This is a genomic window from Enterobacter cloacae complex sp. IR5459 (genome assembly GCF_049238005.1).
Taxonomy (GTDB): Bacteria; Pseudomonadota; Gammaproteobacteria; order Enterobacterales; family Enterobacteriaceae; genus Enterobacter; species Enterobacter hormaechei_C.
Map to the genome: position 1 here is coordinate 85869 of NZ_JBMKIG010000013.1, position 25797 is coordinate 111665.

The 25797-nt window shown below is 56.7% G+C and carries 19 protein-coding genes, 1 rRNA gene and 1 riboswitch; of the genes, 13 read left to right on the forward strand and 7 right to left on the reverse strand.

The genetic code is table 11. The features are described from left to right. Nucleotides 1-51: 51 nt before the first annotated feature. From metB to katG, 4 genes are all read left to right on the forward strand, one after another. The gene (gene metB / locus ACOTX4_RS21870) at nucleotides 52-1212 is read left to right on the forward strand and encodes a cystathionine gamma-synthase (protein ID WP_017383102.1); all 1161 of its coding nucleotides are present in this window, start codon (nucleotides 52-54) and stop codon (nucleotides 1210-1212) included. 2 nt (nucleotides 1213-1214) lie between these two features. Further along, nucleotides 1215-3647, forward strand: a complete 2433-nt coding sequence (locus tag ACOTX4_RS21875; protein WP_003862044.1) for a bifunctional aspartate kinase/homoserine dehydrogenase II — start codon at nucleotides 1215-1217, stop codon at nucleotides 3645-3647. A gap of 226 nt (nucleotides 3648-3873) precedes the next feature. Continuing rightward, complete coding sequence (gene metF / locus ACOTX4_RS21880) at nucleotides 3874-4764, forward strand: methylenetetrahydrofolate reductase (RefSeq protein WP_003862045.1); 891 nt, start codon at nucleotides 3874-3876, stop codon at nucleotides 4762-4764. A gap of 144 nt (nucleotides 4765-4908) precedes the next feature. Continuing rightward, nucleotides 4909-7089 (forward strand): catalase/peroxidase HPI, encoded by a 2181-nt coding sequence (gene katG, locus ACOTX4_RS21885; RefSeq protein ID WP_003862046.1) that lies wholly within the window; start codon nucleotides 4909-4911, stop codon nucleotides 7087-7089. A gap of 92 nt (nucleotides 7090-7181) precedes the next feature. Here katG and gldA read toward each other — a convergent pair whose 3' ends face one another. The 5 genes from gldA to argE form a co-directional block, all read right to left on the reverse strand. Next, the gene (gene gldA / locus ACOTX4_RS21890) at nucleotides 7182-8285 is read right to left on the reverse strand and encodes a bifunctional L-1,2-propanediol dehydrogenase/glycerol dehydrogenase (RefSeq protein ID WP_045331529.1); all 1104 of its coding nucleotides are present in this window, start codon (nucleotides 8283-8285) and stop codon (nucleotides 7182-7184) included. A gap of 12 nt (nucleotides 8286-8297) precedes the next feature. Then, a complete protein-coding gene (fsa, locus tag ACOTX4_RS21895; protein WP_421635427.1) occupies nucleotides 8298-8960 on the reverse strand; it encodes a fructose-6-phosphate aldolase in 663 nt (220 codons plus the stop codon). A gap of 128 nt (nucleotides 8961-9088) precedes the next feature. Next, the gene (locus tag ACOTX4_RS21900; protein WP_023323885.1) at nucleotides 9089-9853 is read right to left on the reverse strand and encodes a helix-turn-helix transcriptional regulator; all 765 of its coding nucleotides are present in this window, start codon (nucleotides 9851-9853) and stop codon (nucleotides 9089-9091) included. Between the two features lie 57 nt (nucleotides 9854-9910). Next, nucleotides 9911-12562, reverse strand: coding sequence for a phosphoenolpyruvate carboxylase (ppc, locus tag ACOTX4_RS21905; protein WP_045331531.1), 2652 nt, complete (start codon nucleotides 12560-12562; stop codon nucleotides 9911-9913). A gap of 271 nt (nucleotides 12563-12833) precedes the next feature. After that, the gene (argE, locus tag ACOTX4_RS21910; RefSeq protein ID WP_003862050.1) at nucleotides 12834-13985 is read right to left on the reverse strand and encodes an acetylornithine deacetylase; all 1152 of its coding nucleotides are present in this window, start codon (nucleotides 13983-13985) and stop codon (nucleotides 12834-12836) included. An 88-nt stretch (nucleotides 13986-14073) separates the two neighbouring features. On the opposite strand from argE, the gene argC reads away from it, so the two are divergent. The 4 genes from argC to oxyR all read left to right on the forward strand — a co-directional run bounded on the left by argC (nucleotide 14074) and on the right by oxyR (nucleotide 18563). After that, on the forward strand, nucleotides 14074-15078 hold the full coding sequence (gene argC / locus ACOTX4_RS21915) for an N-acetyl-gamma-glutamyl-phosphate reductase (protein WP_022652055.1): 1005 nt from the start codon (nucleotides 14074-14076) through the stop codon (nucleotides 15076-15078). 6 nt (nucleotides 15079-15084) lie between these two features. Further along, the gene (gene argB, locus ACOTX4_RS21920) at nucleotides 15085-15861 is read left to right on the forward strand and encodes an acetylglutamate kinase (protein WP_086527949.1); all 777 of its coding nucleotides are present in this window, start codon (nucleotides 15085-15087) and stop codon (nucleotides 15859-15861) included. A 105-nt stretch (nucleotides 15862-15966) separates the two neighbouring features. Further along, nucleotides 15967-17340, forward strand: coding sequence for an argininosuccinate lyase (gene argH / locus ACOTX4_RS21925; protein ID WP_003862053.1), 1374 nt, complete (start codon nucleotides 15967-15969; stop codon nucleotides 17338-17340). A 305-nt stretch (nucleotides 17341-17645) separates the two neighbouring features. After that, nucleotides 17646-18563: a DNA-binding transcriptional regulator OxyR gene (gene oxyR / locus ACOTX4_RS21930; RefSeq protein ID WP_008501786.1), complete on the forward strand. Its 918-nt coding sequence runs from the start codon at nucleotides 17646-17648 to the stop codon at nucleotides 18561-18563. On the opposite strand, the gene sthA is transcribed toward oxyR, so the two are convergent. Next, nucleotides 18546-19946, reverse strand: coding sequence for a Si-specific NAD(P)(+) transhydrogenase (sthA, locus tag ACOTX4_RS21935; RefSeq protein WP_003862057.1), 1401 nt, complete (start codon nucleotides 19944-19946; stop codon nucleotides 18546-18548). The two genes, oxyR and sthA, sit on opposite strands and share 18 nt — an antisense overlap. Nucleotides 19947-20142: 196 nt before the next feature. Between sthA and fabR the strand changes: the two genes are divergently transcribed. Then, complete coding sequence (fabR, locus tag ACOTX4_RS21940) at nucleotides 20143-20781, forward strand: HTH-type transcriptional repressor FabR (protein ID WP_003862059.1); 639 nt, start codon at nucleotides 20143-20145, stop codon at nucleotides 20779-20781. A gap of 9 nt (nucleotides 20782-20790) precedes the next feature. Next, nucleotides 20791-21150 carry a YijD family membrane protein gene (locus ACOTX4_RS21945; RefSeq protein ID WP_003862061.1) on the forward strand — a complete coding sequence of 120 codons (360 nt, stop codon included), beginning with the start codon at nucleotides 20791-20793 and terminating at the stop codon, nucleotides 21148-21150. A gap of 90 nt (nucleotides 21151-21240) precedes the next feature. Here ACOTX4_RS21945 and trmA read toward each other — a convergent pair whose 3' ends face one another. After that, nucleotides 21241-22341 (reverse strand): tRNA (uridine(54)-C5)-methyltransferase TrmA, encoded by a 1101-nt coding sequence (gene trmA / locus ACOTX4_RS21950; protein WP_045331533.1) that lies wholly within the window; start codon nucleotides 22339-22341, stop codon nucleotides 21241-21243. A 104-nt stretch (nucleotides 22342-22445) separates the two neighbouring features. Beyond that, nucleotides 22446-22621: riboswitch (cobalamin riboswitch) on the forward strand. Nucleotides 22622-22687: 66 nt separating this feature from the next. On the opposite strand from trmA, the gene btuB reads away from it, so the two are divergent. From btuB to ACOTX4_RS21965, 3 genes are all read left to right on the forward strand, one after another. Next, on the forward strand, nucleotides 22688-24538 hold the full coding sequence (gene btuB, locus ACOTX4_RS21955; RefSeq protein WP_003862065.1) for a TonB-dependent vitamin B12 receptor BtuB: 1851 nt from the start codon (nucleotides 22688-22690) through the stop codon (nucleotides 24536-24538). Continuing rightward, entirely contained in the window at nucleotides 24483-25334 is an 852-nt protein-coding gene (gene murI, locus ACOTX4_RS21960) for a glutamate racemase (RefSeq protein WP_032660764.1), read from the forward strand. Before btuB ends, murI begins: the two co-directional genes overlap by 56 nt. A 383-nt stretch (nucleotides 25335-25717) precedes the next feature. Next, nucleotides 25718-25797, forward strand: a 16S ribosomal RNA gene (locus tag ACOTX4_RS21965); the annotation flags it as partial.

Sequence of the window (25797 nt, forward strand, 5' to 3'; positions counted from 1 at the left end):
ATGTTTACTCTGGTGCCTAACTTTTCACCTCATTCGCCAGGAAGCCTCACCATGACGCGTAAACAGGCCACCATCGCAGTGCGTAGCGGATTGAATGATGACGAGCAGTACGGCTGCGTTGTCCCGCCAATTCATCTCTCCAGTACCTATAATTTCACCGGATTTAATGAACCTCGCGCGCATGACTACTCGCGTCGCGGCAATCCTACGCGCGACGTCACCCAGCGCGCGCTGGCGGAACTGGAAGGCGGCGCAGGGGCGGTATTAACCAATACCGGCATGTCTGCCATTCACCTGGTAACCACAGTGTTCCTGAAACCTGGCGATCTGCTGGTGGCGCCACACGACTGTTACGGCGGCAGCTATCGTCTGTTTGATAGCCTGGCGAAACGTGGCTGCTACCGTGTGCTGTTTGTCGATCAAAACGACGAACAGGCGCTGAAACAGGCGCTTGCCGAGCAGCCGAAGCTGGTTCTGGTGGAAAGTCCAAGCAATCCATTGTTGCGCGTAGTCGATATTGCGAAAATTTGTCAGCTCGCAAGGGATGCGGGAGCGATAAGTGTAGTGGATAATACGTTCCTCAGTCCGGCCCTTCAGAACCCACTGGCACTGGGTGCCGATCTGGTGTTGCATTCATGCACGAAATATCTGAACGGCCATTCTGACGTGGTGGCGGGCGTGGTGATTGCCAAAGATCCCGACGTTGTCACCGAACTGGCATGGTGGGCCAATAACATTGGCGTCACCGCGGGCGCGTTCGACAGCTATTTGCTGCTGCGCGGTATTCGCACGCTATCACCGCGTATGGACGTGGCGCAGCGTAATGCCCAGGCGATCGTGGATTTCCTGAAAACCCAGCCGCTGGTGAAAAAGCTTTATCACCCGTCGCTGCCGGAAAACCAGGGGCACGAGATTGCCGCGCGCCAACAGAAAGGATTTGGCGCGATGTTAAGTTTTGAACTGGACGGTGACGAGCAAACGCTGCGTCGCTTCCTGAGCGGGTTGTCATTGTTTACGCTGGCGGAATCCTTAGGGGGAGTAGAAAGCTTGATCTCCCACGCCGCAACTATGACGCACGCAGGTATGGCACCCGAAGCACGTGCCGCCGCCGGGATTTCCGAGACGCTGCTGCGTATCTCGACCGGTATTGAAGATTCTGAAGATTTAATTGCCGATCTGGAAAATGGCTTCCGGGTCGCAGCCAAGGGGTAATCATGAGTGTGATAGCGCAGGCAGGGGCGAAGGGTCGTCAGCTGCACAAGTTTGGTGGTAGTAGTCTTGCTGATGTGAAATGTTACCTGCGTGTCGCAGGGATCATGACCGAGTATTCACAGCCGGGGGACATGATGGTTGTCTCTGCGGCAGGCAGCACCACCAACCAGTTGATTAGCTGGCTGAAACTGAGCCAGACCGATCGCCTCTCTGCGCATCAGGTGCAACAGTCCTTACGTCGTTACCAGAGCGAACTGATTGCCGGTTTGCTGCCTGCGGACGTGGCGGACGGGCTGATTAGCGCTTTTACGCACGACCTTGAGCGTCTGGCCGCTCTGCTGGACAGCGGCATTACCGATGCGGTGTATGCCGAAGTGGTTGGCCACGGTGAAGTGTGGTCTGCGCGCCTGATGGCCGCCGTGCTGCAACACCTGGGTGTGGAAGCCGCCTGGCTCGACGCGCGTGATTTCCTGCGTGCCGAACGTGCCGCGCAGCCGCAGGTGGACGAAGGGTTGTCCTACCCACTGCTGCAACAGCTGCTGGTGCAACATCCCGGTAAACGTATTGTCGTCACCGGCTTTATCAGCCGCAGCAATGCCGGCGAAACCGTTCTGCTGGGCCGTAACGGCTCTGACTACTCGGCAACACAGATTGGTGCCCTGGCGGGCGTGTCCCGCGTCACCATCTGGAGCGACGTGGCCGGTGTGTACAGCGCGGACCCGCGCAAAGTGAAAGATGCCTGCCTGCTGCCGCTGCTGCGTCTCGACGAAGCGAGCGAGCTGGCGCGTCTGGCGGCCCCGGTGCTGCACGCGCGCACGCTACAGCCGGTTTCCGGCAGCGACATCGACCTGCAACTACGCTGTAGCTACACGCCGGATCAGGGTTCCACCCGCATCGAGCGCGTGCTGGCATCCGGTACGGGCGCGCGCATTGTCACCAGCCACGATGACATCTGCCTGATTGAGTTCCAGGTGCCTGCGGGCCAGGATTTCAAACTGGCGCACAAAGATATCGACACCATCCTGAAACGTGCCCAGGTGCGTCCGCTGGCCGTTGGCGTACATAACGATCGCCAGCTGTTGCAGTTCTGCTATACCGCCGAAGTGGTGGACAGCGCCCTGAAAATTCTGGATGAAGCGGGCCTGCCGGGCGAGCTTCGCCTGCGTCAGGGGCTGGCGCTGGTGGCGATGGTGGGCGCGGGCGTCACCCGTAACCCGCTCCACTGCCACCGCTTCTGGCAGCAGCTGAAAGGCCAGCCGGTTGAGTTTACCTGGCAGTCGGAAGAGGGCATCAGCCTGGTTGCCGTTCTGCGTAAAGGGCCAACCGAAAGCCTGATTCAGGGCCTGCATACCTCCCTGTTCCGTGCGGAAAAACGCATCGGCCTGGTGCTGTTTGGTAAAGGCAACATCGGTTCCCGCTGGCTGGAGCTGTTCGCCCGCGAACAGGTCACGCTCTCGGCGCGTACCGGGTTCGAATTCATTCTCGCAGGCGTGGTGGACAGCCGCCGCAGCCTGCTGAACTACGAAGGGCTGGATGCCAGCCGCGCGCTGGCCTTCTTTAATGATGAAGCCGTCGAGCAAGATGAAGAGTCGCTGTTCCTGTGGATGCGTGCGCACCCGTATGACGATCTGGTAGTGCTGGATGTGACCGCCAGCGAGCAGCTGGCCGATCAGTATCTGGATTTCGCCAGCCACGGGTTCCACGTCATCAGCGCCAACAAGCTGGCGGGCGCGAGCAGCACTGATAAATATCGCCAGATCCACGACGCGTTCGAAAAAACGGGTCGTCACTGGCTGTATAACGCCACCGTTGGCGCAGGTCTGCCGGTTAACCATACCGTGCGCGATCTGATTGAAAGCGGCGACAGCATTCTGGCGCTGAGCGGGATCTTCTCCGGCACGCTCTCCTGGCTGTTCCTGCAATTTGACGGCACCGTGCCGTTCACCGACCTGGTGGATCAGGCGTGGCAGCAGGGTTTAACCGAGCCGGATCCGCGCGTTGACCTTGCCGGTAAAGACGTGATGCGCAAGCTGGTGATCCTGGCGCGTGAAGCCGGCTACGACATTGAGCCGGGTCAGGTACGCGTTGAGTCGCTGGTGCCTGCGGGCTGCGAGGAAGGGTCCGTCGATCACTTCTTCGAGAACGGCGACGAGCTGAACGAGCAGATGGTGCAACGTCTGGAAGCGGCTAACGAGATGGGGCTGGTGCTGCGTTACGTGGCGCGCTTCGAGGCGAACGGTAAAGCGCGCGTGGGCGTGGAGGCGGTGCGTCCTGAACATCCGCTGGCGGCGCTCCTGCCATGCGACAACGTCTTCGCCATCGAAAGCCGCTGGTACCGCGATAACCCGCTGGTAATCCGTGGCCCGGGCGCGGGACGCGATGTCACCGCCGGAGCCATTCAGTCCGACATTAATCGTCTGGCTAAGCTGCTGTAACGTCTGCATTTCCCTCTCCCTGTGGGAGAGGGTCGGGGTGAGGGTATCAGACCGCACTCACCCCCATCATGAATGCCCTTCATCTTCCCTGAACAAACCTCACCGTTAATGTTGATTATTTCTGTTGACGTCATCCCGCTTTTCCGTCATTTTTACATCTGGACGTCTAAACGTATAGAAGTTCACAACACAACAGACAATGACACGCGATTGATAGGGGTAGGGTATGAGCTTTTTTCACGCCAACCAGCGGGAAGCACTGAACCAGAGCCTGGCCGAAGTAAACGGCCAGATTAACGTCTCTTTTGAATTTTTCCCGCCGCGCACCAGTGAAATGGAGCAAACCCTGTGGAGCTCTATCGATCGCCTGAGCAGCCTCAAGCCGAAGTTCGTCTCCGTGACCTACGGCGCCAACTCCGGTGAGCGTGACCGCACGCACAGCATCATTAAGGGCATTAAAGACCGAACCGGTCTGGAAGCGGCGCCGCACCTGACCTGTATCGACGCCACCCGTGATGAACTGCGCGCCATTGCCCAGGACTACTGGAATAACGGCATTCGCCACATTGTGGCCCTGCGCGGCGACCTCCCGCCAGGCAGCGGTAAGCCAGAGATGTTTGCCGCCGATCTGGTCGGCCTGCTGAAAGACGTTGCCGACTTTGATATCTCCGTGGCCGCCTACCCTGAAGTTCACCCGGAAGCCAAAAGTGCCCAGGCGGATCTGCTCAACCTGAAGCGTAAAGTGGAGGCTGGTGCTAACCGTGCGATTACTCAGTTCTTCTTTGACGTTGAAAGCTACCTGCGCTTTCGTGACCGCTGCGTCTCGGCAGGTATTGATGTCGAAATCATCCCTGGTATTCTGCCGGTCTCGAACTTCAAACAGGCGAAGAAATTCGCGGATATGACCAACGTGCGCATTCCGCTGTGGATGTCCAAAATGTATGAAGGGCTGGACGACGACCCGGAAACCCGCAAGCTGGTGGGGGCCAATATCGCGATGGACATGGTGAAGATTTTAAGCCGCGAAGGGGTGAAAGATTTCCATTTCTATACCCTGAATCGCGCGGAAATGAGCTATGCCATTTGCCATACGCTCGGTGTTCGCCCGGCGCTGTAAAGTAAAAAGCCCTCATAAAACGAGGGCTTTTTAATCGAACAGAGAGTTAAAAGGTATTAGCTATCGAATCTGTGGATTAATTCAACTATCTCTTATCGCTAGTGGTGTATATCGTAACGGTAACACTGTAAAGGGAGCATAGCGATGAGCATGTCAGACGAGACCAATAACGCGGCATCCGCCGGCAAATGTCCGTTCCACCAGGGCGGCGTCGATCACAGCGCGGGTGCAGGTACCGGCAGCAAAGATTGGTGGCCTAAACAACTCCGCATCGATCTTCTAAACCAACATTCCAACCGTTCGAACCCGCTGGGTGAAGACTTCGACTACCGCAAAGAATTCAGCAAGCTCGACTATTCCGCCCTTAAGGGCGATCTCAAAGCCCTTTTAACCGACTCACAACCGTGGTGGCCTGCCGACTGGGGAAGCTATGCGGGCCTGTTTATTCGTATGGCCTGGCACGGTGCGGGTACCTATCGCTCCGTTGACGGTCGCGGCGGCGCGGGGCGCGGCCAGCAACGTTTTGCGCCGCTGAACTCCTGGCCTGATAACGTCAGCCTGGATAAGGCTCGCCGTCTGCTGTGGCCAGTTAAGCAAAAATACGGACAAAAAATCTCCTGGGCCGACCTGTTTATCCTCGCGGGTAACGTGGCGCTGGAGAACTCCGGCTTCCGCACTTTTGGTTTCGGTGCCGGGCGTGAAGACGTCTGGGAACCGGATCTGGACGTGAACTGGGGCGATGAAAAAGCCTGGCTGACCCACCGTGACCCGGAAGCGCTGGCGAAGCGCCCGCTTGCGGCCACTGAAATGGGCCTGATTTACGTTAACCCCGAAGGGCCAAACGCCAGCGGTGAACCGCTGTCTGCGGCGGCGGCGATCCGCGCTACCTTTGGCAACATGGGCATGAACGACGAAGAGACCGTCGCGCTGATTGCAGGCGGCCATACGCTCGGTAAAACGCACGGCGCAGGCGAAGCCACGCATGTGGGCACTGACCCGGAAGCGTCACCGATTGAAGCGCAGGGCCTGGGCTGGGCCAGCACGCACGGCACCGGTATTGGCGCTGACGCCATCACCTCCGGGCTGGAAGTTATCTGGTCTCAAACCCCGACCCAGTGGAGCAACTACTTCTTCGAGAACCTGTTCAAATACGAATGGGTGCAGACGCGTAGCCCGGCGGGCGCCATTCAGTTTGAAGCCGTGGATGCGCCGGAAATTATGCCTGACCCGTTTGACCCGTCGAAAAAACGCAAGCCAACCATGCTGGTCACCGACCTGACGCTGCGTTTTGATCCGGAATTCGAGAAAATTTCCCGTCGCTTCCTGAACGATCCGCAGGCCTTCAACGAAGCCTTTGCGCGCGCGTGGTTCAAGCTGACCCACCGCGATATGGGGCCAAAAGCGCGGTACATTGGCCCGGAAGTGCCGAAAGAAGATTTGATTTGGCAGGATCCGCTGCCTCAGCCGGTGTTCCATCCGACGCAGGAAGATATTGAAAGCCTGAAAGCGGAAATCGCGGCCTCTGGTCTCTCCGTGAGCGAGCTGGTTTCCGTGGCCTGGGCGTCGGCATCGACCTTCCGCGGCGGCGACAAGCGTGGCGGCGCTAACGGCGCGCGTCTGGCGCTGGCGCCTCAGCGCGACTGGGATGTGAACGCCGCGGCGGTACGGGCGTTACCGGCTCTGGAAGCTATTCAGCGCACCACTAATAAAGCCTCACTGGCCGATATCATCGTGCTGGCAGGTGTTGTGGGCGTTGAGCAGGCGGCGAAAGCGGCAGGCGTTTACGTCAACGTACCGTTTACCCCAGGCCGCGTAGATGCGCGTCAGGACCAGACGGACATCGAGATGTTTAACCTGCTCGAACCGGTTGCCGACGGTTTCCGCAACTACCGTGCGCAGGTGGATGTGTCCACCACCGAGTCGCTGCTGATCGACAAAGCCCAGCAGCTGACCCTGACCGCGCCGGAACTGACGGTGCTAATCGGCGGTCTGCGCGTACTGGGTGCAAACTTCGATGGCAGCAAGAATGGCGTGTTTACCAACCGCGAGGGCGTGCTGAGCAACGACTTCTTCGTTAATCTGCTGGATATGAACACCCAGTGGAAAGCGACCGATGACTCAAACGAGCTGTTTGCCGGTAGCGATCGCGCCAGCGGAGAAGTGAAATACACCGCCACCCGCGCCGATCTGGTCTTCGGTTCAAACGCCGTCCTGCGTGCGCTGGCCGAAGTTTACGCCAGCAGTGATGCACACGAGAAGTTCGTCCGTGATTTTGTTGCCGCGTGGGCGCGAGTGATGGATTTGGACCGGTTTGACGTGAAGTAACCCATGTGCCGGGTGGCGGCTACGCCTTACCCGGCCTACAAATTAAAGTGCCATGTAGGCCGGGTAAGCGCAGCGCCACCCGGCTTTTTTCGTTACTCCCACTCCTGTAAGAATCGCTGTCCATACTGGTCGGCCACCAGCAGCGCCGCATAGACCTGATCCGGCGTGACGCCGCCAGGCATGTTGTGAATGGTTTCACCTTCGGCGCAGGACGCTTCCGCGATCAGCCGCATTTTGGCCGGAATATCCTCTTTGATGTTCAGCTGCGCCAGGGTGATCGGCAGCCCAACGCTGTGGCAAAGCGCGGCGACGGTCTCAATTTCTTCAACAGGCGCGTTCTCCAGTACCAGCTGTGTCAGCGTGCCGAACGCGACTTTTTCACCATGGTAAAAATGATGCGCATCCGGCACCGCCGTCATGCCGTTGTGAATGGCATGCGCCGCCGCCAGCCCGCCGCTTTCAAAGCCCACCCCGCTGAGATAGGTGTTGGCTTCGATAATGCGTTCCAGCGCCGGTGTGACCACGTGCTGCTCTGCCGCCAGCATCGCTTTCTCGCCCTCTTCAACCAGCGTGTTGTAGCACAGCTCTGCCAGCGCTAACGCTGCCTGCGTGCACTTGCCACCCGCCATGGTCGTGGCGCCGCTGCGCGAACAGGCGCGCGCTTCAAACCAGGTTGCCAGTGCATCGCCAATCCCGGCGGCCAGCAGGCGCGCAGGTGCGCCTGCCACCACTTTGGTATCGACAATCACCATGTTCGGGTTGTGCGGCAGCATCAGGTAGCGATCGAACTCACCGCTGTCGGTATAAATCACGGAGAGGGCGCTGCACGGCGCATCGGTGGAGGCAATGGTCGGGGCAATGGCCACCGGCACGTCCATAAAGTGGGCCAGCGCTTTGGCGGTATCCAGCGTTTTTCCGCCACCGATACCCAGCACCGCCAGGCAGTCGGCGCTGTCGGCCAGTTTTTTCAGCCGATCGATTTCATTTTGCGAACATTCGCCACCAAACGGTGCAATTTCGGCATGGAGTCTGGCTTTTTTAAAACTCTGACGCAGGGTTTCTTCAGCAAAACCCAGCACAAATTTATCGCCCACCACCAGCCAGCGATTCGCCAGCGGCTTCAGGTAGTCGCCGAGGCGAGTAAGAACATCTGCACCCTGGATGTATTTCCCCGGCGATTGAATAATACGGTCCATAACAGTTCTCCCTTAGAGGTTGAGGTTACCAAACGCGTTTTTCCAGTCCTGCTCGAACTTCTCTATGGCTGACTCTACCGCTGGTGTGTCGAGCATTTGTTGCGCTACGTCTAAGGGAAGCGTGATTGCCTCACATCCTGCCAACAGGCAATCCAGCGCCTGGCGCGGCGTTTTAAAGCTGGCAGCCAGCACCATGCTTTCCGGCGCATGCAGTTCCAGCAGGGACTGCAGCTCCTGTACCATGCCAATATCGTCGCCGCCCTGTGCGTCGACGCGGTTGACGTACGGCGCAACGTATTTCGCGCCTGCCAGCGCGGCCAGTAAACCCTGAGCGGCGCTGTAAACGGCGGTGCCCAGCGTGGTAATTCCCTCTTTCTTCAGCGCCTTAATCGCGATGAGCCCCTGTGCAGTGACGGGAATTTTTACCACGATGTCCGGCAGGGCATTGTTCAGCCGTTTTGCTTCCGCCACCATTTCTTCGGCATCGCGGCTCATGGTTTGAGCAAACAGCGTGCCTTCCGGCCCGATGGCTTGTTGCAGGCGCGGCAGCACGTCCCAGATGGATTCACGGCTGGCGGCAATGATGCTTGGGTTGGTGGTGACGCCCGCGATGGGGAAGATGCGTGCAAGGCGTTCAACTTCCGCCACGTTGGCGGTATCCAGATACAGTTCCATTATTTTTCCTTAAGTCAGAAAGGTTGAATAAAGGGTAAGGCCCGGCTGAGTGCGGCGGATACAGGTCAATTTTGCCAAATACTGGACAAATGTAATGTCCTTAGCGAAGTGCGATAGCGATCACAATGCTATTTTTGGGCGATAAGCTGGCTGTGATACTGGCGACGATATTCGGAAGGGGAACGCTCGGTGTGCTTGCGAAAGAGGCGACAAAAGTAGTTGCTGTCAGGAAATCCGCAGCGTGCGGCAATATCTTTAATTTTGAGATCGTAGCCTTTCAGCAACTGGCGTGCATGTTCCAGCCGCGTTTGTGTCAGATACTCGTTGAACCCCACGTGGCCGATCTTCTGAAAGAGATGGGAAAGATAGTTCGGCGAGATGTAGAACGCCTGTGCCACGGATTCGCGCGTTAACGAAGAGGCGTAATTTTCTTCGATATAGCTACGAACGGCTTCGAATAGCGCCCGGCTGCGGTTAGCGGTGTGGATGTCACTCCCAAGCAGATCCCGGCAGTGGCTGAGCAAGCTTAATACCACCAGCATGGCTGTGTCTTGCTCGTCTGGCTGCATCTGTAATTCGGTGAGCGCTTGCAGAAGAAAAGCACCCGTTCTCGGGCCACGCCGGGGAACCTGCAGCTGCTGCAAAAGCGCGTTGTCACGCTGTAAATCGAGAGTCAGCTGCTGCTTACCGAAATGTATGCTCAGGGCGTTAGGCGGTGGAAGCGTGATGTGTCCAAAGGATGAAAATATCGCCTCACAGGGGGGAGCAAGGGTAATGACGAGGCAGGGAGATGTTCGGGGATGCTGTTCAGCCAGCGCTGAGAAATGAATCTGGCCCAGCGGTAACGTTCGGTTCACCAGGTCAGTCAAAATTCGGGTGATATCGGAATACATGAGAAGACTACCGAAACGTGCCGGGCGGCGCTAAAAACGCCTGCCCGGCATAAAGCATTACCCAGTGTTACGCATGCCCGCCGCAACGCCCGCAATCGTCACCATCAGCGCCTGTTCAACGCGTGGATCCGGCTCTTTACCTTCCTCTTCCGCCAGACGCGAACGGTGCAGCAGTTCAGCCTGTAAAACGTTCAGCGGGTCGGTGTAGATGTTACGCAGCTGGATAGACTCGGCGATCCACGGCAGGTCTTCCATCAGGTGGGAGTCATTGGCGATATCCAGCACCACTTTGATGTCGCCTTCCAGCAGTTCGCGCAGCTCTTTGCCCAGCGCCCACAGCTCCGGCTTCACCAGGCGCTGATCGTAGTATTCCGCCAGCCACAGGTCGGCCTTCGAGAAGACCATCTCCAGCATTCCCAGACGGGTAGAGAAGAATGGCCAGTCGCGGCACATGGTTTCCAGTTCGCTCTGCTTACCGTCTTCCACCACTTTTTGCAGCGCCGCACCGGCACCCAGCCAGGCTGGCAGCATTAAGCGGTTTTGCGTCCAGGCGAAGATCCATGGAATGGCGCGCAGGGATTCAACACCGCCGGTCGGACGACGCTTGGCCGGGCGCGAACCCAGCGGCAGTTTACCCAGCTCCTGTTCAGGCGTGGCCGAGCGGAAGTAAGGGACAAAGTCTTTGTTTTCACGCACGTAGCCGCGGTACAGATCGCAGGAGATGTCAGACAGTTCGTCCATAATCCGGCACCAGGATTCTTTTGGCTCCGGCGGCGGCAGCAGGTTGGCTTCGAGGATCGCGCTGGTATAAAGCGACAGGCTGCTGATGGTCACTTCCGGCAGGCCGTACTTGAAGCGGATCATCTCGCCCTGCTCGGTCACGCGCAGGCCGCCTTTCAGGCTTCCTGGTGGTTGAGAGAGCAGCGCCGCGTGTGCAGGCGCACCGCCACGACCAATTGAGCCACCGCGTCCGTGGAACAGGGTCAGCTCGATACCGGCTTTCTCACAGGTTTTGATCAGTGCATCCTGCGCCTGATACTGCGCCCAGGAGGCTGCCATCACCCCCGCATCTTTCGCGGAGTCGGAATAGCCGATCATCACCATCTGTTTGCCCTGAATAAAGCCGCGATACCAGTCGATGTTCAGCAGCTGGGTCATCACGTCGTTAGCGTTGTTCAGGTCGTCGAGAGTCTCAAACAGCGGTGCTACCGGCAGAGCATAGTCAATGCCCGCTTCTTTCAGTAGAAGGTGAACGCCCAGCACGTCGGACGGGGTCTTCGCCATGGAGATCACGTAGGCGGCCACCGATCCTTTCGGCGCATCGACGATCGCTTTACAGGTGTTGAGCACTTCGCGGGTGTCATTGCTTGGCTCCCAGTTGCGCGGCAGCAGCGGGCGCTTGGAGTTCAGCTCGCGGATCAGGAACGCCTGTTTGTCGGCTTCTGACCAGCTTTCATAGTCGCCGATGCCGAGGTAGCGGGTCAGCTCGCCCAGCGCTTCGGTATGACGGGTACTTTCCTGACGAACGTCGATACGCACCAGCGGCACGCCGAAACACTTCACGCGGCGCAGGGTGTCGAGCAGTTCGCCGTTGGCAATGATGCCCATCCCACAAGCCTGGAGCGATTTATAGCAGGCGTATAGAGGCTCCCAGAGCTGTTCGTTCTGGCTCAGCAGACCTTCCGGCTTCGGCAGGCGCTGGCCTTTCAGGCGCGCTTCCAGCCAGGCCTGAGTGGCCATCAGCTGACCGCGCAGCTTTTTCATCAGGAAGCGGTACGGCTCGCTGGCGCCTTCTGAACCGGCCAGCGCGCGCAGTTCCGGCGTCGCTTCCACCATCGACAGCTCGGAGATCAGCACCTGAATATCTTTCAGGAACAGGTCGGTTGCTTTCCAGCGGCTCAGCAGCAGGACGTGACGGGTGATTTCCGCCGTCACGTTCGGGTTGCCGTCGCGGTCGCCGCCCATCCAGGAGGTGAAGCGAACCGGCACAAAGTCGACCGGCAGGCGATAGCCCAGATTTTCTTCCAGCTGTTCGTTCAGCTCGCGCAGGTAGTTGGGTACCCCTTCCCACAGGCTGTTTTCCACCACCGCAAAGCCCCACTTGGCTTCGTCGACCGGGCTTGGGCGATGCTTACGAATTTCATCGGTGTGCCAGGACTGGGCAATCAGCTGGCGCAGGCGGCGCATAAGCTGGTTACGTTCGTAGTCGGCGATGTCTTTGTTATCCAACTGCTTCAGACAGTTGTTCACTTCCACCATTTTGTGGATCAGCGTACGACGGGTGATTTCGGTTGGGTGTGCGGTCAGCACCAGCTCCAGCGAAAGGGATTCCACCGCTTTTTTGATGGTCGCTTCGTTGAGGTCGGGCTGGTCTTTGAGTTTACGAAGGGTGCGGGCAATGACTTCCGGGTTGCTGGCCGCTTCGCCTTTTGGCGAAATGCTGTGGTATTGCTCAGCGGTGTTTGCCAGGTTTAGGAACTGGCTGAAGGCGCGGGCAACGGGCAGCAGCTCATCGTTGGAGAGGTTCTGCAAGGTGGTAAGCAGCTCCTGACGGTTGGCCTCATTACCGGCGCGGGAAGATTTGGACAGCTTGCGGATGGTTTCAACGCGGTCGAGGATGTTCTCCCCCAGTGCGTCTTTGATGGTATCTCCAAGCACTTTGCCGAGCATACTGACATTACTACGCAACGCGGAATATTGTTCGTTCATAAAAACCCAGTCACCCCATCATTTTTGTTTATGCCCAGGCGAAAATCTTCTGGACATTATTTTGTCATCTCCCTTTATAAAGCCACGTAAAACCCCCGTCGTCAATTGCTGCGAAAACGGTTCAGCAGACGAATAAATGCGGGCAATTTACGAAATTTAATTCGCATTGCGTCAGATAAGAGATGCTTATGGAAATGTGACGGTGATCATGCGATTTGTTGCCCTCACCCTAACCCTCTCCCACAGGGAGAGGGGACTTTTCGGTGCGGTTTTAATGCCAGCAGAAGTGATGCACAACCTGGGTAATGAGTTCGCGGGTGGGCTTGATGAAGCGGGTTTCGAGATATTCGTCCGGCTGGTGTGCCTGGTTGATGGAGCCAGGGCCCAGAACCAGCGTCGGGCACAGCGTCTGAATAAACGGCGCTTCGGTGCAGTAGTTCACCACGTCGGTTTTCTCGCCAAGCAGTTTTTCCACCACCTGAACCAGCTGGTGGTCAGGCGGGCATTCGTAGCCTGGAATCGGCGGATGCAGTTCGGAGACCGTCAGACGGCCCGGCCAGCGCTCGCTGACCGGTGCCAGCGCTTCGTTCAGTAAGCCATCCAGATCGCTCAGCGTCATACCCGGCAGAGGACGGATATCCATATGCAGTTCGCAGCAGGCGCAGATACGGTTGGACGCATCACCACCGTGCAGGCTGCCGAGGTTAAGCGTTGGGTAAGGCACGGTGAACGCCTCGTAGTGATAGCGCTCTTTCAGATCGTCGCGCAGGGTCATGATGCGGCCAATCGCGTCATGCATCAGCTCAATGGCGTTCACGCCGCGCGCCGGATCGCTGGAGTGGCCAGACTGGCCCAGTACGCGCACCGCGGTAGAAATATGGCCTTTGTGCGCCCGAATCGGTTGCAGAGAGGTTGGTTCGCCGATGATCGCGCAGTCAGGACGAATCGATGTGTTTTCAGAGAAATAACGTGCGCCCGCCATGCTGGTCTCTTCATCGGCGGTCGCCAGAATGTAGAGCGGTTTTTTCAGCTTCGTCACGTCCACGTCACGCAGCGCGTCGAGGATAAAGGCGAAGAAGCCTTTCATGTCGGCGGTGCCCAGACCATAAAGCTTGTTGTCATGTTCGGTCAGCGTGAACGGATCGCGCGTCCAGCGGCCATCATCAAACGGCACGGTGTCAGTGTGCCCAGCCAGCAGCAGGCCGCCCGCGCCATGTCCGGTACTGGCGAGCAGGTTAAATTTGTGGCGTGTTCCGGGGACGGGCTGAACCTCAACGTTAAACCCAAGATCGCTAAACCAACCCGCCAGCAGATTGATTAAAGACTCATTGCTCTGATCCAGGGCTTCTTCCGTCGCGCTGATGGAGGGTGTGGCGATCAGGGCGCGGTAAATCTCGATAAATGGCGGTAAGTTCATTTTCATTGTTGACACACCTTAGGTCGTGATAGTATCAATATTCATGCAATAAATGTGAATAAAAATACATTAACGTTGAGCATAAAGGAACCCGATGTTGAATACGCTGATTGTAGGCGCTAGCGGTTATGCGGGCGCAGAGCTTGTAAGCTACGTAAATCGCCACCCTCATATGACCATAACCGCTTTGACCGTGTCAGCGCAAAGCAATGATGCCGGAAAGTTAATTTCCGATTTGCATCCACAACTTAAGGGCGTGGTTGATTTGCCTTTGCAGCCCATGTCTGACATCAGCGAGTTTACCGACGGCGTTGACGTGGTGTTTTTAGCCACCGCACACGAGGTCAGTCACGACCTGGCGCCGCAGTTCCTGGCAGCCGGATGCGTGGTGTTCGATCTCTCCGGCGCGTTCCGCGTTAACGACGGCGCGTTCTACGAAAAATATTACGGTTTCACCCACCAGCATCCGGATCTGCTTGAAAAAGCGGTGTACGGCCTGGCGGAGTGGAGCGCAGATAAACTGAAAGAAGCGAACCTGATTGCCGTTCCGGGATGCTACCCGACGGCGGCGCAGCTTTCCCTGAAGCCGCTGATCGACGCCGGGTTGCTGGATCTGAACCAGTGGCCGGTGATCAACGCCACCAGTGGCGTGAGCGGCGCCGGGCGCAAAGCGGCAATCTCCAACAGCTTCTGCGAAGTGAGCCTTCAGCCGTATGGCGTGTTTAACCACCGTCATCATCCTGAAATCACGACGCATCTGGGCGCGGACGTCATTTTCACCCCGCATCTGGGCAGCTTCCCGCGCGGGATCCTCGAAACCATTACCTGCCGCCTGAAGCCGGGTGTGACCAAAGAACAGGTGAACGAGGTCTTCACGCAGGCGTATGCGGATAAACCGCTGGTGCGCCTGTACGACAAAGGCGTGCCGGCGCTGAAAAATGTGGTCGGCCTGCCGTTCTGCGATATCGGCTTTGCCGTGCAGGGTGAGCATCTCATCGTGGTGGCAGCAGAAGATAACCTACTCAAAGGCGCTGCCGCACAGGCAATGCAGTGTGCAAATATTCGTTTCGGCTTCCCTGAAACGCAGGCTCTTATTTAAGGTGTGATGATGAACCCATTAATTATCAAACTCGGTGGTGTACTGCTGGACAGCGAAGAAGCGCTGGAGCGCCTGTTTAACGCACTGGTGAACTATCGTGAATCACACCAACGTCCGCTGGTGATTGTGCACGGCGGCGGCTGTGTGGTGGATGAGCTGATGAAAGGGCTCAACCTGCCGGTGAAAAAGAAAAATGGCCTGCGCGTGACGCCTGCCGACCAGATTGACATCATTACCGGCGCGCTGGCGGGCACAGCGAACAAAACGCTGCTGGCGTGGGCGAAGAAACACCATATCGCCTCCGTTGGCCTCTGTCTGGGCGATGGCGATAGCGTGAAAGTGACCCAGCTCGACGAAGAGCTTGGCCATGTTGGACTGGCGCAGCCGGGTTCGCCTAAGCTGATTAACACCCTGCTGGAAGGCGGTTTCCTGCCGGTGGTGAGCTCAATCGGCGTGACCGAAGAGGGCGAGCTGATGAACGTTAACGCTGACCAGGCGGCAACCGCGCTGGCGGCCACGCTGGGCGCAGACCTGATCCTGCTCTCCGACGTGAGCGGCATACTGGACGGCAAAGGCCAGCGTATTGCGGAAATGACCGCCGCCAAAGCCGAGCAGCTGATCGATCAAGGCATTATCACCGACGGCATGATTGTTAAAGTGAATGCGGCGCTGGATGCGGCCCGCACGTTGGGTCGCCCGGTGGATATCGCCTCCTGGCGGCACGCGGAGCAACTCCCGGCGCTGTTTAACGGTACGCCGATTGGTACGCGTATTCTGGCTTAAGTTTCTGTGCCGGATGGCGCTTTGCTTATCCGGCCTACGTGAATTTTGTAGGCCCGGTAAGCGCAGCGCCACCGGGCAAAAATATCATCATTAAGGAAATTCGTTATGGCACTTTGGGGTGGGCGTTTTACACAGGCAGCGGATCAGCGGTTCAAACAGTTCAACGACTCTTTGCGCTTCGACTACCGCCTGGCCGAACAGGATATTGTCGGCTCTGTGGCCTGGTCCAAAGCGCTGGTGACCGTTGGCGTGCTGACCGCAGACGAACAGCAGCAGCTGGAAGAGGCGCTGAACAATCTGCTGGAAGAGGTGCGTCTGGATCCGCAGCAAATCCTCCAGAGCGATGCTGAAGATATTCACAGCTGGGTGGAAGGCAAACTGATCGACAAAGTCGGCCAGTTGGGTAAAAAGCTCCATACCGGGCGTAGCCGTAATGACCAGGTGGCGACCGACCTGAAGCTGTGGTGCAAAGAGACCGTCGGCGAACTGCTGGCGGCGAATCGTCAGTTGCAGGGCGCGCTGGTGGACACCGCGCAGAACAATCAGGACGCGGTGATGCCGGGTTATACCCACCTGCAACGCGCGCAGCCGGTGACGTTCGCGCACTGGTGTCTGGCCTATGTTGAGATGCTGGCGCGTGATGAGAGCCGTTTACAGGATACCTTAAAGCGTCTGGACGTGAGCCCGCTGGGCAGCGGCGCGCTTGCCGGCACGGCTTATGAAATTGACCGTGAGCAGCTGGCAGGCTGGCTGGGCTTTGCCTCCGCCACCCGCAATAGTCTGGACAGCGTCTCTGACCGTGACCACGTGCTGGAACTGCTCTCAAATGCGTCTATCGGGATGGTGCACCTGTCGCGCTTTGCCGAAGACCTGATCTTCTTTAACTCTGGCGAAGCCGGGTTTGTGGAGCTGTCCGACCGTGTGACGTCCGGCTCCTCCCTGATGCCGCAGAAGAAAAACCCGGACGCGCTGGAGCTGATCCGCGGGAAATGTGGCCGCGTGCAGGGTGCGCTGACCGGTATGATGATGACCCTGAAAGGGCTGCCGCTGGCGTACAACAAAGACATGCAGGAAGACAAAGAGGGGCTGTTCGACGCGCTCGACACCTGGCTGGACTGTCTGCATATGGGCGCGCTGGTGCTGGACGGCATTCAGGTGAAACGTCCGCGCTGCCAGGAAGCGGCGCAGCAGGGGTATGCTAACTCTACCGAACTGGCGGACTACCTGGTGGCGAAAGGCGTACCGTTCCGCGAGGCGCACCATATTGTGGGTGAAGCGGTAGTGGAAGCGATTCGTCAGGGTAAAGCCCTTGAAGAGCTGGCGCTTGCCGACCTGCAAAAATTCAGCGCGGTTATCGGGGATGATGTCTACCCGATTCTGGCCCTGCAATCCTGCCTGGATAAGCGTGCAGCGAAAGGCGGCGTGTCACCGAAGCAGGTAGCGCAGGCGATTGCGGATGCGAAAAACCGGTTGGTTTAAACCGTGCGGGCTGGTGCCCTCACCCCGTCCCTCTCCCACTGGGAGAGGGAGAAAAACGGAGCCTGGCTTAGTGCTGGGCTTTTTTTTACGCAAAAAAAAGCGGACCACGGGGTCCGCAAAAGTTCACGTTGGCTTTAGTTTTTCGAGTTTTGAGAGAAACTCGCTGACGGTGCGGGGACGTCAAGGGTCAAACACGTGCCGCCTCGTCTATGTGATGTATTATTCAACAGAATGCTTGATAGGGATAATCGTTCGTTGCTATGCTATCTATCGCCATGAACTATCGTGGCGACGGAGGATGAATAATGAATATTCGTGATCTTGAATACCTGGTAGCGTTAGCTGAGCATCGCCATTTTCGCCGCGCGGCAGACTCCTGCCATGTCAGCCAGCCAACGCTGAGCGGTCAGATCCGCAAGCTGGAAGATGAGCTGGGCGTGATGCTGCTGGAGCGCACCAGTCGTAAAGTACTGTTCACGCAGGCAGGTCTGCTGCTGGTGGATCAGGCGCGCACCGTACTGCGCGAGGTCAAAGTGCTCAAGGAAATGGCAAGCCAGCAGGGGGAAGCGATGTCCGGCCCGCTGCATATTGGCCTGATCCCAACCGTTGGCCCGTACCTGTTGCCGCACATCATTCCGATGCTGCACCAGACGTTCCCGAAACTCGAAATGTACCTGCATGAAGCGCAAACCCATCAGCTGCTGGCGCAGTTAGACAGCGGTAAGCTCGACTGTGCGATTCTGGCGCTCGTTAAAGAGAGTGAAGCGTTTATTGAAGTACCGCTGTTCGATGAGCCGATGATGCTGGCGATCTATGAAGATCACCCGTGGGCGAACCGCGATCGCGTACCGATGGCCGATCTGGCCGGTGAAAAACTGCTGATGCTGGAAGACGGCCACTGTCTGCGCGATCAGGCGATGGGCTTCTGCTTCGAAGCGGGTGCCGATGAAGATACCCATTTCCGCGCAACCAGCCTGGAAACGCTGCGTAATATGGTGGCGGCGGGAAGCGGTATTACGCTGTTGCCGGCGCTGGCGGTGCCGCACGAGCGTAAACGTGATGGCGTGGTCTATCTGCCGTGTATTAAGCCGGAGCCGCGTCGCACCATTGGTCTGGTTTATCGTCCGGGGTCACCGCTGCGCAGCCGCTATGAGCAGCTGGCAGAGGCCATCCGCGGTGCGATGGATGGCCATTTTGACAGCGCGTTAAAACAGGCGGTTTAAGCCGTTCAGCGCAGCGACCCGATAAGCTTCCGCCATGGTCGGGTAGTTAAAGGTGGTGTTAACGAAGTACTCAATGGTGTTGCCACCACCTTTTTGCTCCATGATCGCCTGGCCGATATGAATGATTTCCGCCGCGCGTTCACCGAAGCAGTGAATACCGAGGATCTCTTTCGTCTCGCGATGGAACAGGATCTTCAGTGTACCCACGCTCATTCCCACGATTTGCGCCCGCGCCAGATGTTTAAACTGGGCACGACCCACCTCGTAAGGCACCTTCATGGCCGTAAGCTGCTGCTCGGTTTTGCCGACAGAACTGATTTCCGGAATGGTGTAGATCCCTGTCGGGATATCTTCAATCAGATGCGCCGTCGCTTCACCTTTCACCAGCGCCTGTGCGGCGATGCGGCCCTGATCGTAAGCGGCGGAGGCCAGGCTTGGGTAACCAATCACGTCGCCCACCGCGTAAACGTGCGGCAGCGCAGTCTGGTACATGCTGTTGACCTTGAGCTGACCGCGGCTGTCGGTTTCAAGCCCGATATTCTCCAGCTGCAATGAATCCGTGTTGCCGGTACGGCCGTTGGCATACAGCAGGCAGTCGGCTTTCAGCTTCTTACCGGATTTCAGGTGCATGATCACACCGTCATCGCAGCCTTCGATTTTCTCGTACTCTTCGTTGTGGCGAATCACCACGCCACTGTTCCAGAAGTGGTAGGAGAGGGAATCTGACATCTCCTGATCGAGGAACGCCAGCAGCCGGTCGCGGGTGTTGATCAAATCAACTTTGACCTCCATTCCGCGGAAGATCGACGCATATTCACAGCCAATCACCCCCGCACCATAAATGATCACATGGCGTGGCTCGTGGTGCAGGCTGAGGATGGAGTCGCTGTCGTAAATGCGCGGGTGCGAGAAATCCACGTCTGCCGGATGGTAAGGACGGGAGCCGCAGGCGATCACAAATTTTTCAGCGGTGAGCGTCTCAACCGAACCGTCGTGGCACTCCAGCGCCAGGGTGTGTTCATCCACAAAATGCGCGTTCCCTTGCAGAATTTCACAGTGGTTGCGCTCATAGAAACCCTGACGCATGCGCGTCTGCTGGTTAATGACCGTGTCTGCGTGATTCAGGATATCGGCAAAGGAGGAGCGAAGAAGTCGGGAGTGGTCGCTGTAAAGAGGGTTCTGGTTAAATTCGATAATGCGGCTAACGGCGTGGCGGAGGGCTTTCGAAGGGATGGTGCCCCAGTGGGTGCAACCGCCGCCGACATTATGGTAGCGCTCAATAACCGCTACTCTGGCTCCCTGTTTTACCAGACCCATAGCAGCACCTTCGCCGCCGGGGCCGGAACCAATAACTATTGCGTCGTAATCGTAGGAATGTGGCATGGCAAGGCTTACCTGTTCTTATACATAAAAGCAACAGAATCATAACATCATTGCCAGGGTAACCCAATTATCGTTGTGCTTTTTTCGGGCAGTGGAGCACAAACCGCGCGTAAACAATCATTCACAAAGTCAGGTAAACAGATTAATTTTATTCTCTGGTATAGTGCCAACGGGCCTTTGGAAGGATTCAACTATCGTGATGGGCGTAAGAGCACAACAAAAAGAGAAAACCCGGCGTTCGCTGGTGGAAGCCGCATTCAGTCAACTGAGTGCTGAGCGGAGTTTTGCCAGTTTGAGCCTGCGTGAAGTGGCGCGCGAGGCCGGGATTGCGCCAACGTCCTTCTATCGTCATTTCCGTGATGTGGATGAACTGGGCCTGACCATGGTCGACGAGAGCGGTTTGATGCTGCGCCAGCTTATGCGTCAGGCGCGTCAGCGTATCGCCAAGGGCGGCAGCGTGATCCGCACTTCCGTGTCGACATTTATGGAATTTATCGGCAATAACCCTAACGCGTTTCGCCTGCTGTTGCGTGAGCGTTCCGGAACGTCAGCCGCGTTTCGTGCCGCCGTCGCGCGTGAAATTCAGCATTTCATCGCGGAACTTGCCGACTATCTTGAACTCGAAAACCATATGCCGCGTGCGTTTACTGAAGCACAGGCTGAGGCGATGGTGACGATTGTGTTCAGCGCGGGTGCTGAAGCGCTGGATGTCAGCATTGAACAACGTAAGCAACTCGAAGAGCGACTGGTATTGCAGCTGCGGATGATTTCTAAAGGCGCGTACTACTGGTATCGCCGTGAACAAGAGAAGTTGGCACATCAAAACGATGAGTGAAGGTGAGTAATGAAACAGTCAGGTCAGGATAAAGGAACGCTGTTGCTGGCATTGATCGCTGGCTTATCCATTAATGGTACGTTTGCGGCGGTTTTCAGCTCAATTGTACCGTTCTCGATTTTCCCGATTATCGCGCTGGTGCTGACGGTGTACTGCCTGCATCAACGTTATCTGAACCGCACGATGCCAGTTGGGTTACCGGGACTGGCCGCAGCCTGTTTTATTCTGGGTGTATTGCTTTATAGCACGGTGGTGCGCGCGGAGTATCCGGATATTGGCTCTAACTTCCTGCCTGCGGTACTGTCTGTGGCGCTGGTGTTCTGGATTGGCTCTCGCATGCGTAGCCGCAAGAGCGAGTTGCCGGAGTAGAGAAGGGTTTTGTAGTCGTTGTAGGGCAGGTAAGCGAAGCGCCACCTGCCAAAAAATGCCGGATGGCGCTACGCTTATCCGGCCTAAAGATTATCGTGCAGTAAGCAGTACGCCGCACTCCATATGGTGCGTATACGGGAACTGATCGAACAGCGCCAGACGTTCAACCTTGTGCGTCTGGCTCAATGTTTCCAGATTCTTGCACAGCGTCTCCGGGTTACAGGAGATGTACAAAATACGCGGGTACGCCTGCACCATCTTCTCGGTTTCGCTGTCCAGGCCACTGCGCGGCGGATCGACAAAAATTGTCTCACACTGGTAGCTCTTCAAATCAATCCCTTGCAGGCGGTTAAACTCGCGTACGCCGTTCATCGCCTGGGTAAACTCTTCTGCCGCCATACGAATAATTTGTACGTTATCAATATGGTTAGCGGCGATGTTGTACTGCGCGGCTGCCACCGACGGTTTGGCGATTTCCGTCGCCAGCACGCGTTCGAAGTTACGCGCCAGCGCCAGCGAGAAGTTGCCGTTACCGCAGTAGAGTTCCAGCAGATCGCCCTTAGACCCTTCCGTCGCCTTCAACGCCCACTCCAGCATCTGCACGTTCATGGCGGCATTCGGCTGGGTGAAGCTGTTCTCCACCTGACGGTAAACCATCTCTTTTCCTGCCACCGGCAGACGCTCGTCGATGTAATCCTGGTCCAGCATGATTTTGGTTTTGGTCGCGCGGCCAATCAGGTGCACGTTGATATTCTGCGCGCGCAGCGCATCGCGCAGGGCTTCTGCCTGCTCGCGCCACTCGTCAGTCAGTGCTTTGTGATAGAGCAGAGAAACAATGGCCTGATTGCTTTGGGTGGTCAGGTAGTCAATCTGGAACAGCTTGTTGCGCAGTACCGTATTGTTGCGCACACCGTCGATCATCAGCGTCATCAGCTGGTTGATAAGCTCACTCGCCGCCGGAAAACTGTCTACGCGAATACGGGATTTCGTCTGCTGATCGAAAATGATGTGGTACAGGTCATCGCCATCGTGCCAGATGCGGAACTCAGCGCGCATACGGTAGTGGCTGACCGGAGAACGAAACACCTCGGGAACGGGCGCGTTGAAAGGCGTCATCATACTTTGCAGGCGGACAACTTTTTCTGCCAGCTGTGCGTCGTACTGTTCTGTCGGGAGGTGTTCGGGGGTCATGATGCGTCCTGAGTGATAAAGAATTACGCGGGGATTGTAGGGATTGTGCAGTGGATGTCCAGATTTAATGGCTAATAGCTATCTGGACATCTATACGTGTCTAATTGTAGCATTCTGTTTCCGGTCTCCTGAGAGTGAAAAGGGAATCCAGTGCAAATCTGGAGCTGACGCGCAGCGGTAAAGACTGGCGGGATGAGAGTTGCAGACACTGTGAAAATGGGAAGTCTTCATCCGTATAACGCCACCCAGCCCGAAGACCTGCCGGGATCACGTCGCATTTGGTTTCATCATCGCGTGCTATCGGTGAGGCCTGCGGCATCCTTCTTATATTGTGGATGCTTTAACAATGATTAAAAAAGTATCGCTGTTGACGGTGTTTTCCGTCACGGCATTTTCGGGCTGGGCGCAGGAAAGTGCCGACTCGTTGGTGGTGACAGCAAACCGTTTCGAACAACCAGCAAAAACCGTTCTGGCTCCGACCTCCGTCGTGACGCGTGAGGATATTGAACGCTGGCAGGCAACGAGTGTTGTGGAAATCATGTCACGCCTGCCGGGTGTGGACATCGCACAAAGCGGCGGGATGGGGTCGACCTCTTCAACGTTTATTCGCGGTACGGAATCCCGCCATGTTCTGGTACTGATTGATGGTATCCCTCTGAATAATGCCGGGATCAGCAACGTTCCCGATTTAAGCCAAATTCCGACGTCGCTGATTCAGCGTATTGAGTACATTCGCGGCCCACGTTCGGCGCTGTATGGCTCCGACGCGATTGGCGGTGTGATTAACATCATTACCGGGCGCGACAAGCCGGGTGCGGAAATTTCTGCGGGTGTCGGTTCAAAGGGGTATCAAAACTATAACGGTGCCTTCCAGCAGGTGTTCGATAAAACCAAAATCACCATGGCCGGTGATTATACCTATACCCGTGGTTTTGATATTGCCGCAAAAGATGCCCCGCGCCAGCCAGACCGCGATGGTTTTATGAGTAAATCGCTGTTTGGCTCGGTGGAGCAGCAGTTTACCGACAGCGTCAGCGGATTCGTCCGTGGCTTTGGCTACGATAACCGCTCCGCGTATGACGGTTACGATCACTATGGCGCGACCGGCATTGATGGGCGGCCGGACACGCGTCAGGTTTACAGCCAGAACTGGGACACCGGGTTGCGCTATAACCAGGGTATTTTCCAGTCACAGCTGGTGGCAGGGTATGGCCGTAGCAAAGATCAGAACTATGATCCGAAAAAAGGCCGCTACGCTGACTCCGCAACCATGGATGACGTGAAGCAGTACACCACCCAGTGGCTGAATACGGTTGAAGTGGGGCACGGCAATATCGGCGCGGGTCTGGACTGGCAGAAGCAGAAAACCCAGGCGGGTACGGGCTATCTGGAAAAAGGTTACGAACAACGTAATACCGGCGTGTTCCTTTCGGCGATGCAGCAGTTCAACAGCGTGACGCTGGAAGCGGCGGCGCGTAATGACGATAACTCTAACTTTGGCAATCATGCCACCTGGCAGACCAGCGCCGCATGGGAGTTCATCGACGGGTATCGCATCATCGGTTCTTACGGCACAGCGTATAAAGCGCCGACCATGAGCCAGATCCACAGTAAGGATTACGGCAATCCGGACCTGAAGCCAGAAGAGAGTAAGCAGTGGGAAGGTGGTTTTGAAGGCCTGACGGGGCCGGTAAACTGGCGCGTGACGGGTTATCGTAATGATATTGATAACCTGATTAACAGCGACCCGCGGACCTACCGTTATTACAACGTGGATGAGGCTCGCATCAAAGGGATTGAGGTGACGGCGCAGTTCGATACCGGACCGGTAGGGCACCAAATTTCCTATGACTACGTTGACCCGCGCAATGCGAAAACCAACGAAGTCCTGGCACGTCGCTCAAAGCAGCAGGTTAAGTATCAGCTTGACTGGCAGGTGTGGGATCTCGACTGGAATCTGGCGTACCGTTATCTGGGCACTCGCTATGACGTTGCCGTTGATCCGAATACCTATGCAACAGAACGCGTGAAAATGGGCGGCGTCAGCCTGTGGGACGTCGCGGTTTCATATCCCGTCACCTCTCATCTCACAGTTCGTGGTAAAATAGCCAACCTGTTCGATAAAGATTACGAGACAGTTTATGGCTACCAAACTGCAGGACGGGAATACACCTTGTCTGGCAGCTACACCTTCTGATCCGCGTCCCACCGTGCTGGTGTTTGATTCCGGCGTCGGTGGGCTTTCGGTCTATGATGAGATTCGGCAGCTCCTGCCGGATCTCCATTACATCTACGCCTTCGATAACGTCGCGTTCCCGTATGGGGAAAAGAGTGAAGACTTTATTGTTGAGCGTGTGGTTGAAATCGTCACCGCGGTACAAAAGCGTTATCCTCTGGCGCTGGCGGTCATTGCCTGTAATACGGCAAGCACGGTCTCTCTTCCTGCCCTGCGCGAAAAATTCCCGTTCCCGGTTGTGGGCGTTGTGCCGGCAATTAAACCTGCTGCGCGTCTGACGGCGAACGGCATCGTGGGTTTGCTGGCGACGCGTGGTACGGTAAAACGTCCTTATACGCGCGAGCTTATTGAGCGCTTTGCCAATGAATGCCAGATCGCCATGCTCGGTTCCGCGGAGCTGGTGGAAATGGCGGAAGCGAAGCTGCACGGCGAGACGGTCTCGCTTGAAGAGCTGCGCCGCATTCTGCGTCCATGGCTGCGGATGCAGGAACCCCCGGATACGGTTGTTCTTGGATGTACCCATTTCCCGCTGTTACAGGAAGAGCTATTAAAGGTCCTGCCTGAAGGAACCCGGCTGGTGGATTCCGGTACGGCGATTGCGCGTCGGACGGCCTGGCTGCTGGAACACGAGGCGCCGGATGCGAAATCAGCGGAAGCGAACATCGCTTTCTGTATGGCGATAACAAAAGAAACTGAACAACTTTTACCCGTTTTACAGCGTTACGGCTTCGAAACGCTCGAAAAACTGGCGCTGTAGCACGGTTTTGAGCAAAAAAGAGACGGTTGAATGTTTTTTTTCAAAGAGGGGTTGTCAACGTCTGAGAACTCCCTATAATGCGCCTCCACTGACACGGAACAACGGCTTGCAAGCCGCCGGGGCAGCGGGGTTCAGAGATGAACGCCAACAGAGAAAAGTGAAAATAATTGCTTGACTCTGAATGAGGAAAACGTAATATACGGGACCTCGCAACGATGTGCTGAAAGCCGCGTTGCAACTGCTCTTTAACAATTTATCAGACAATCTGTGTGGGCACTCAAAGTGACATGGATTCTTAACGTCCTCGGACGAAAAATGAATGCCAAGTCTCTGAGTGAACACGTAATTCATTACGAAGTTTAATTCAAGAGCATCAAACTTTTAAATTGAAGAGTTTGATCATGGCTCAGATTGAACGCTGGCGGCAGGCCTAACACATGCAAGTCGAACGGTAACAGGAAGC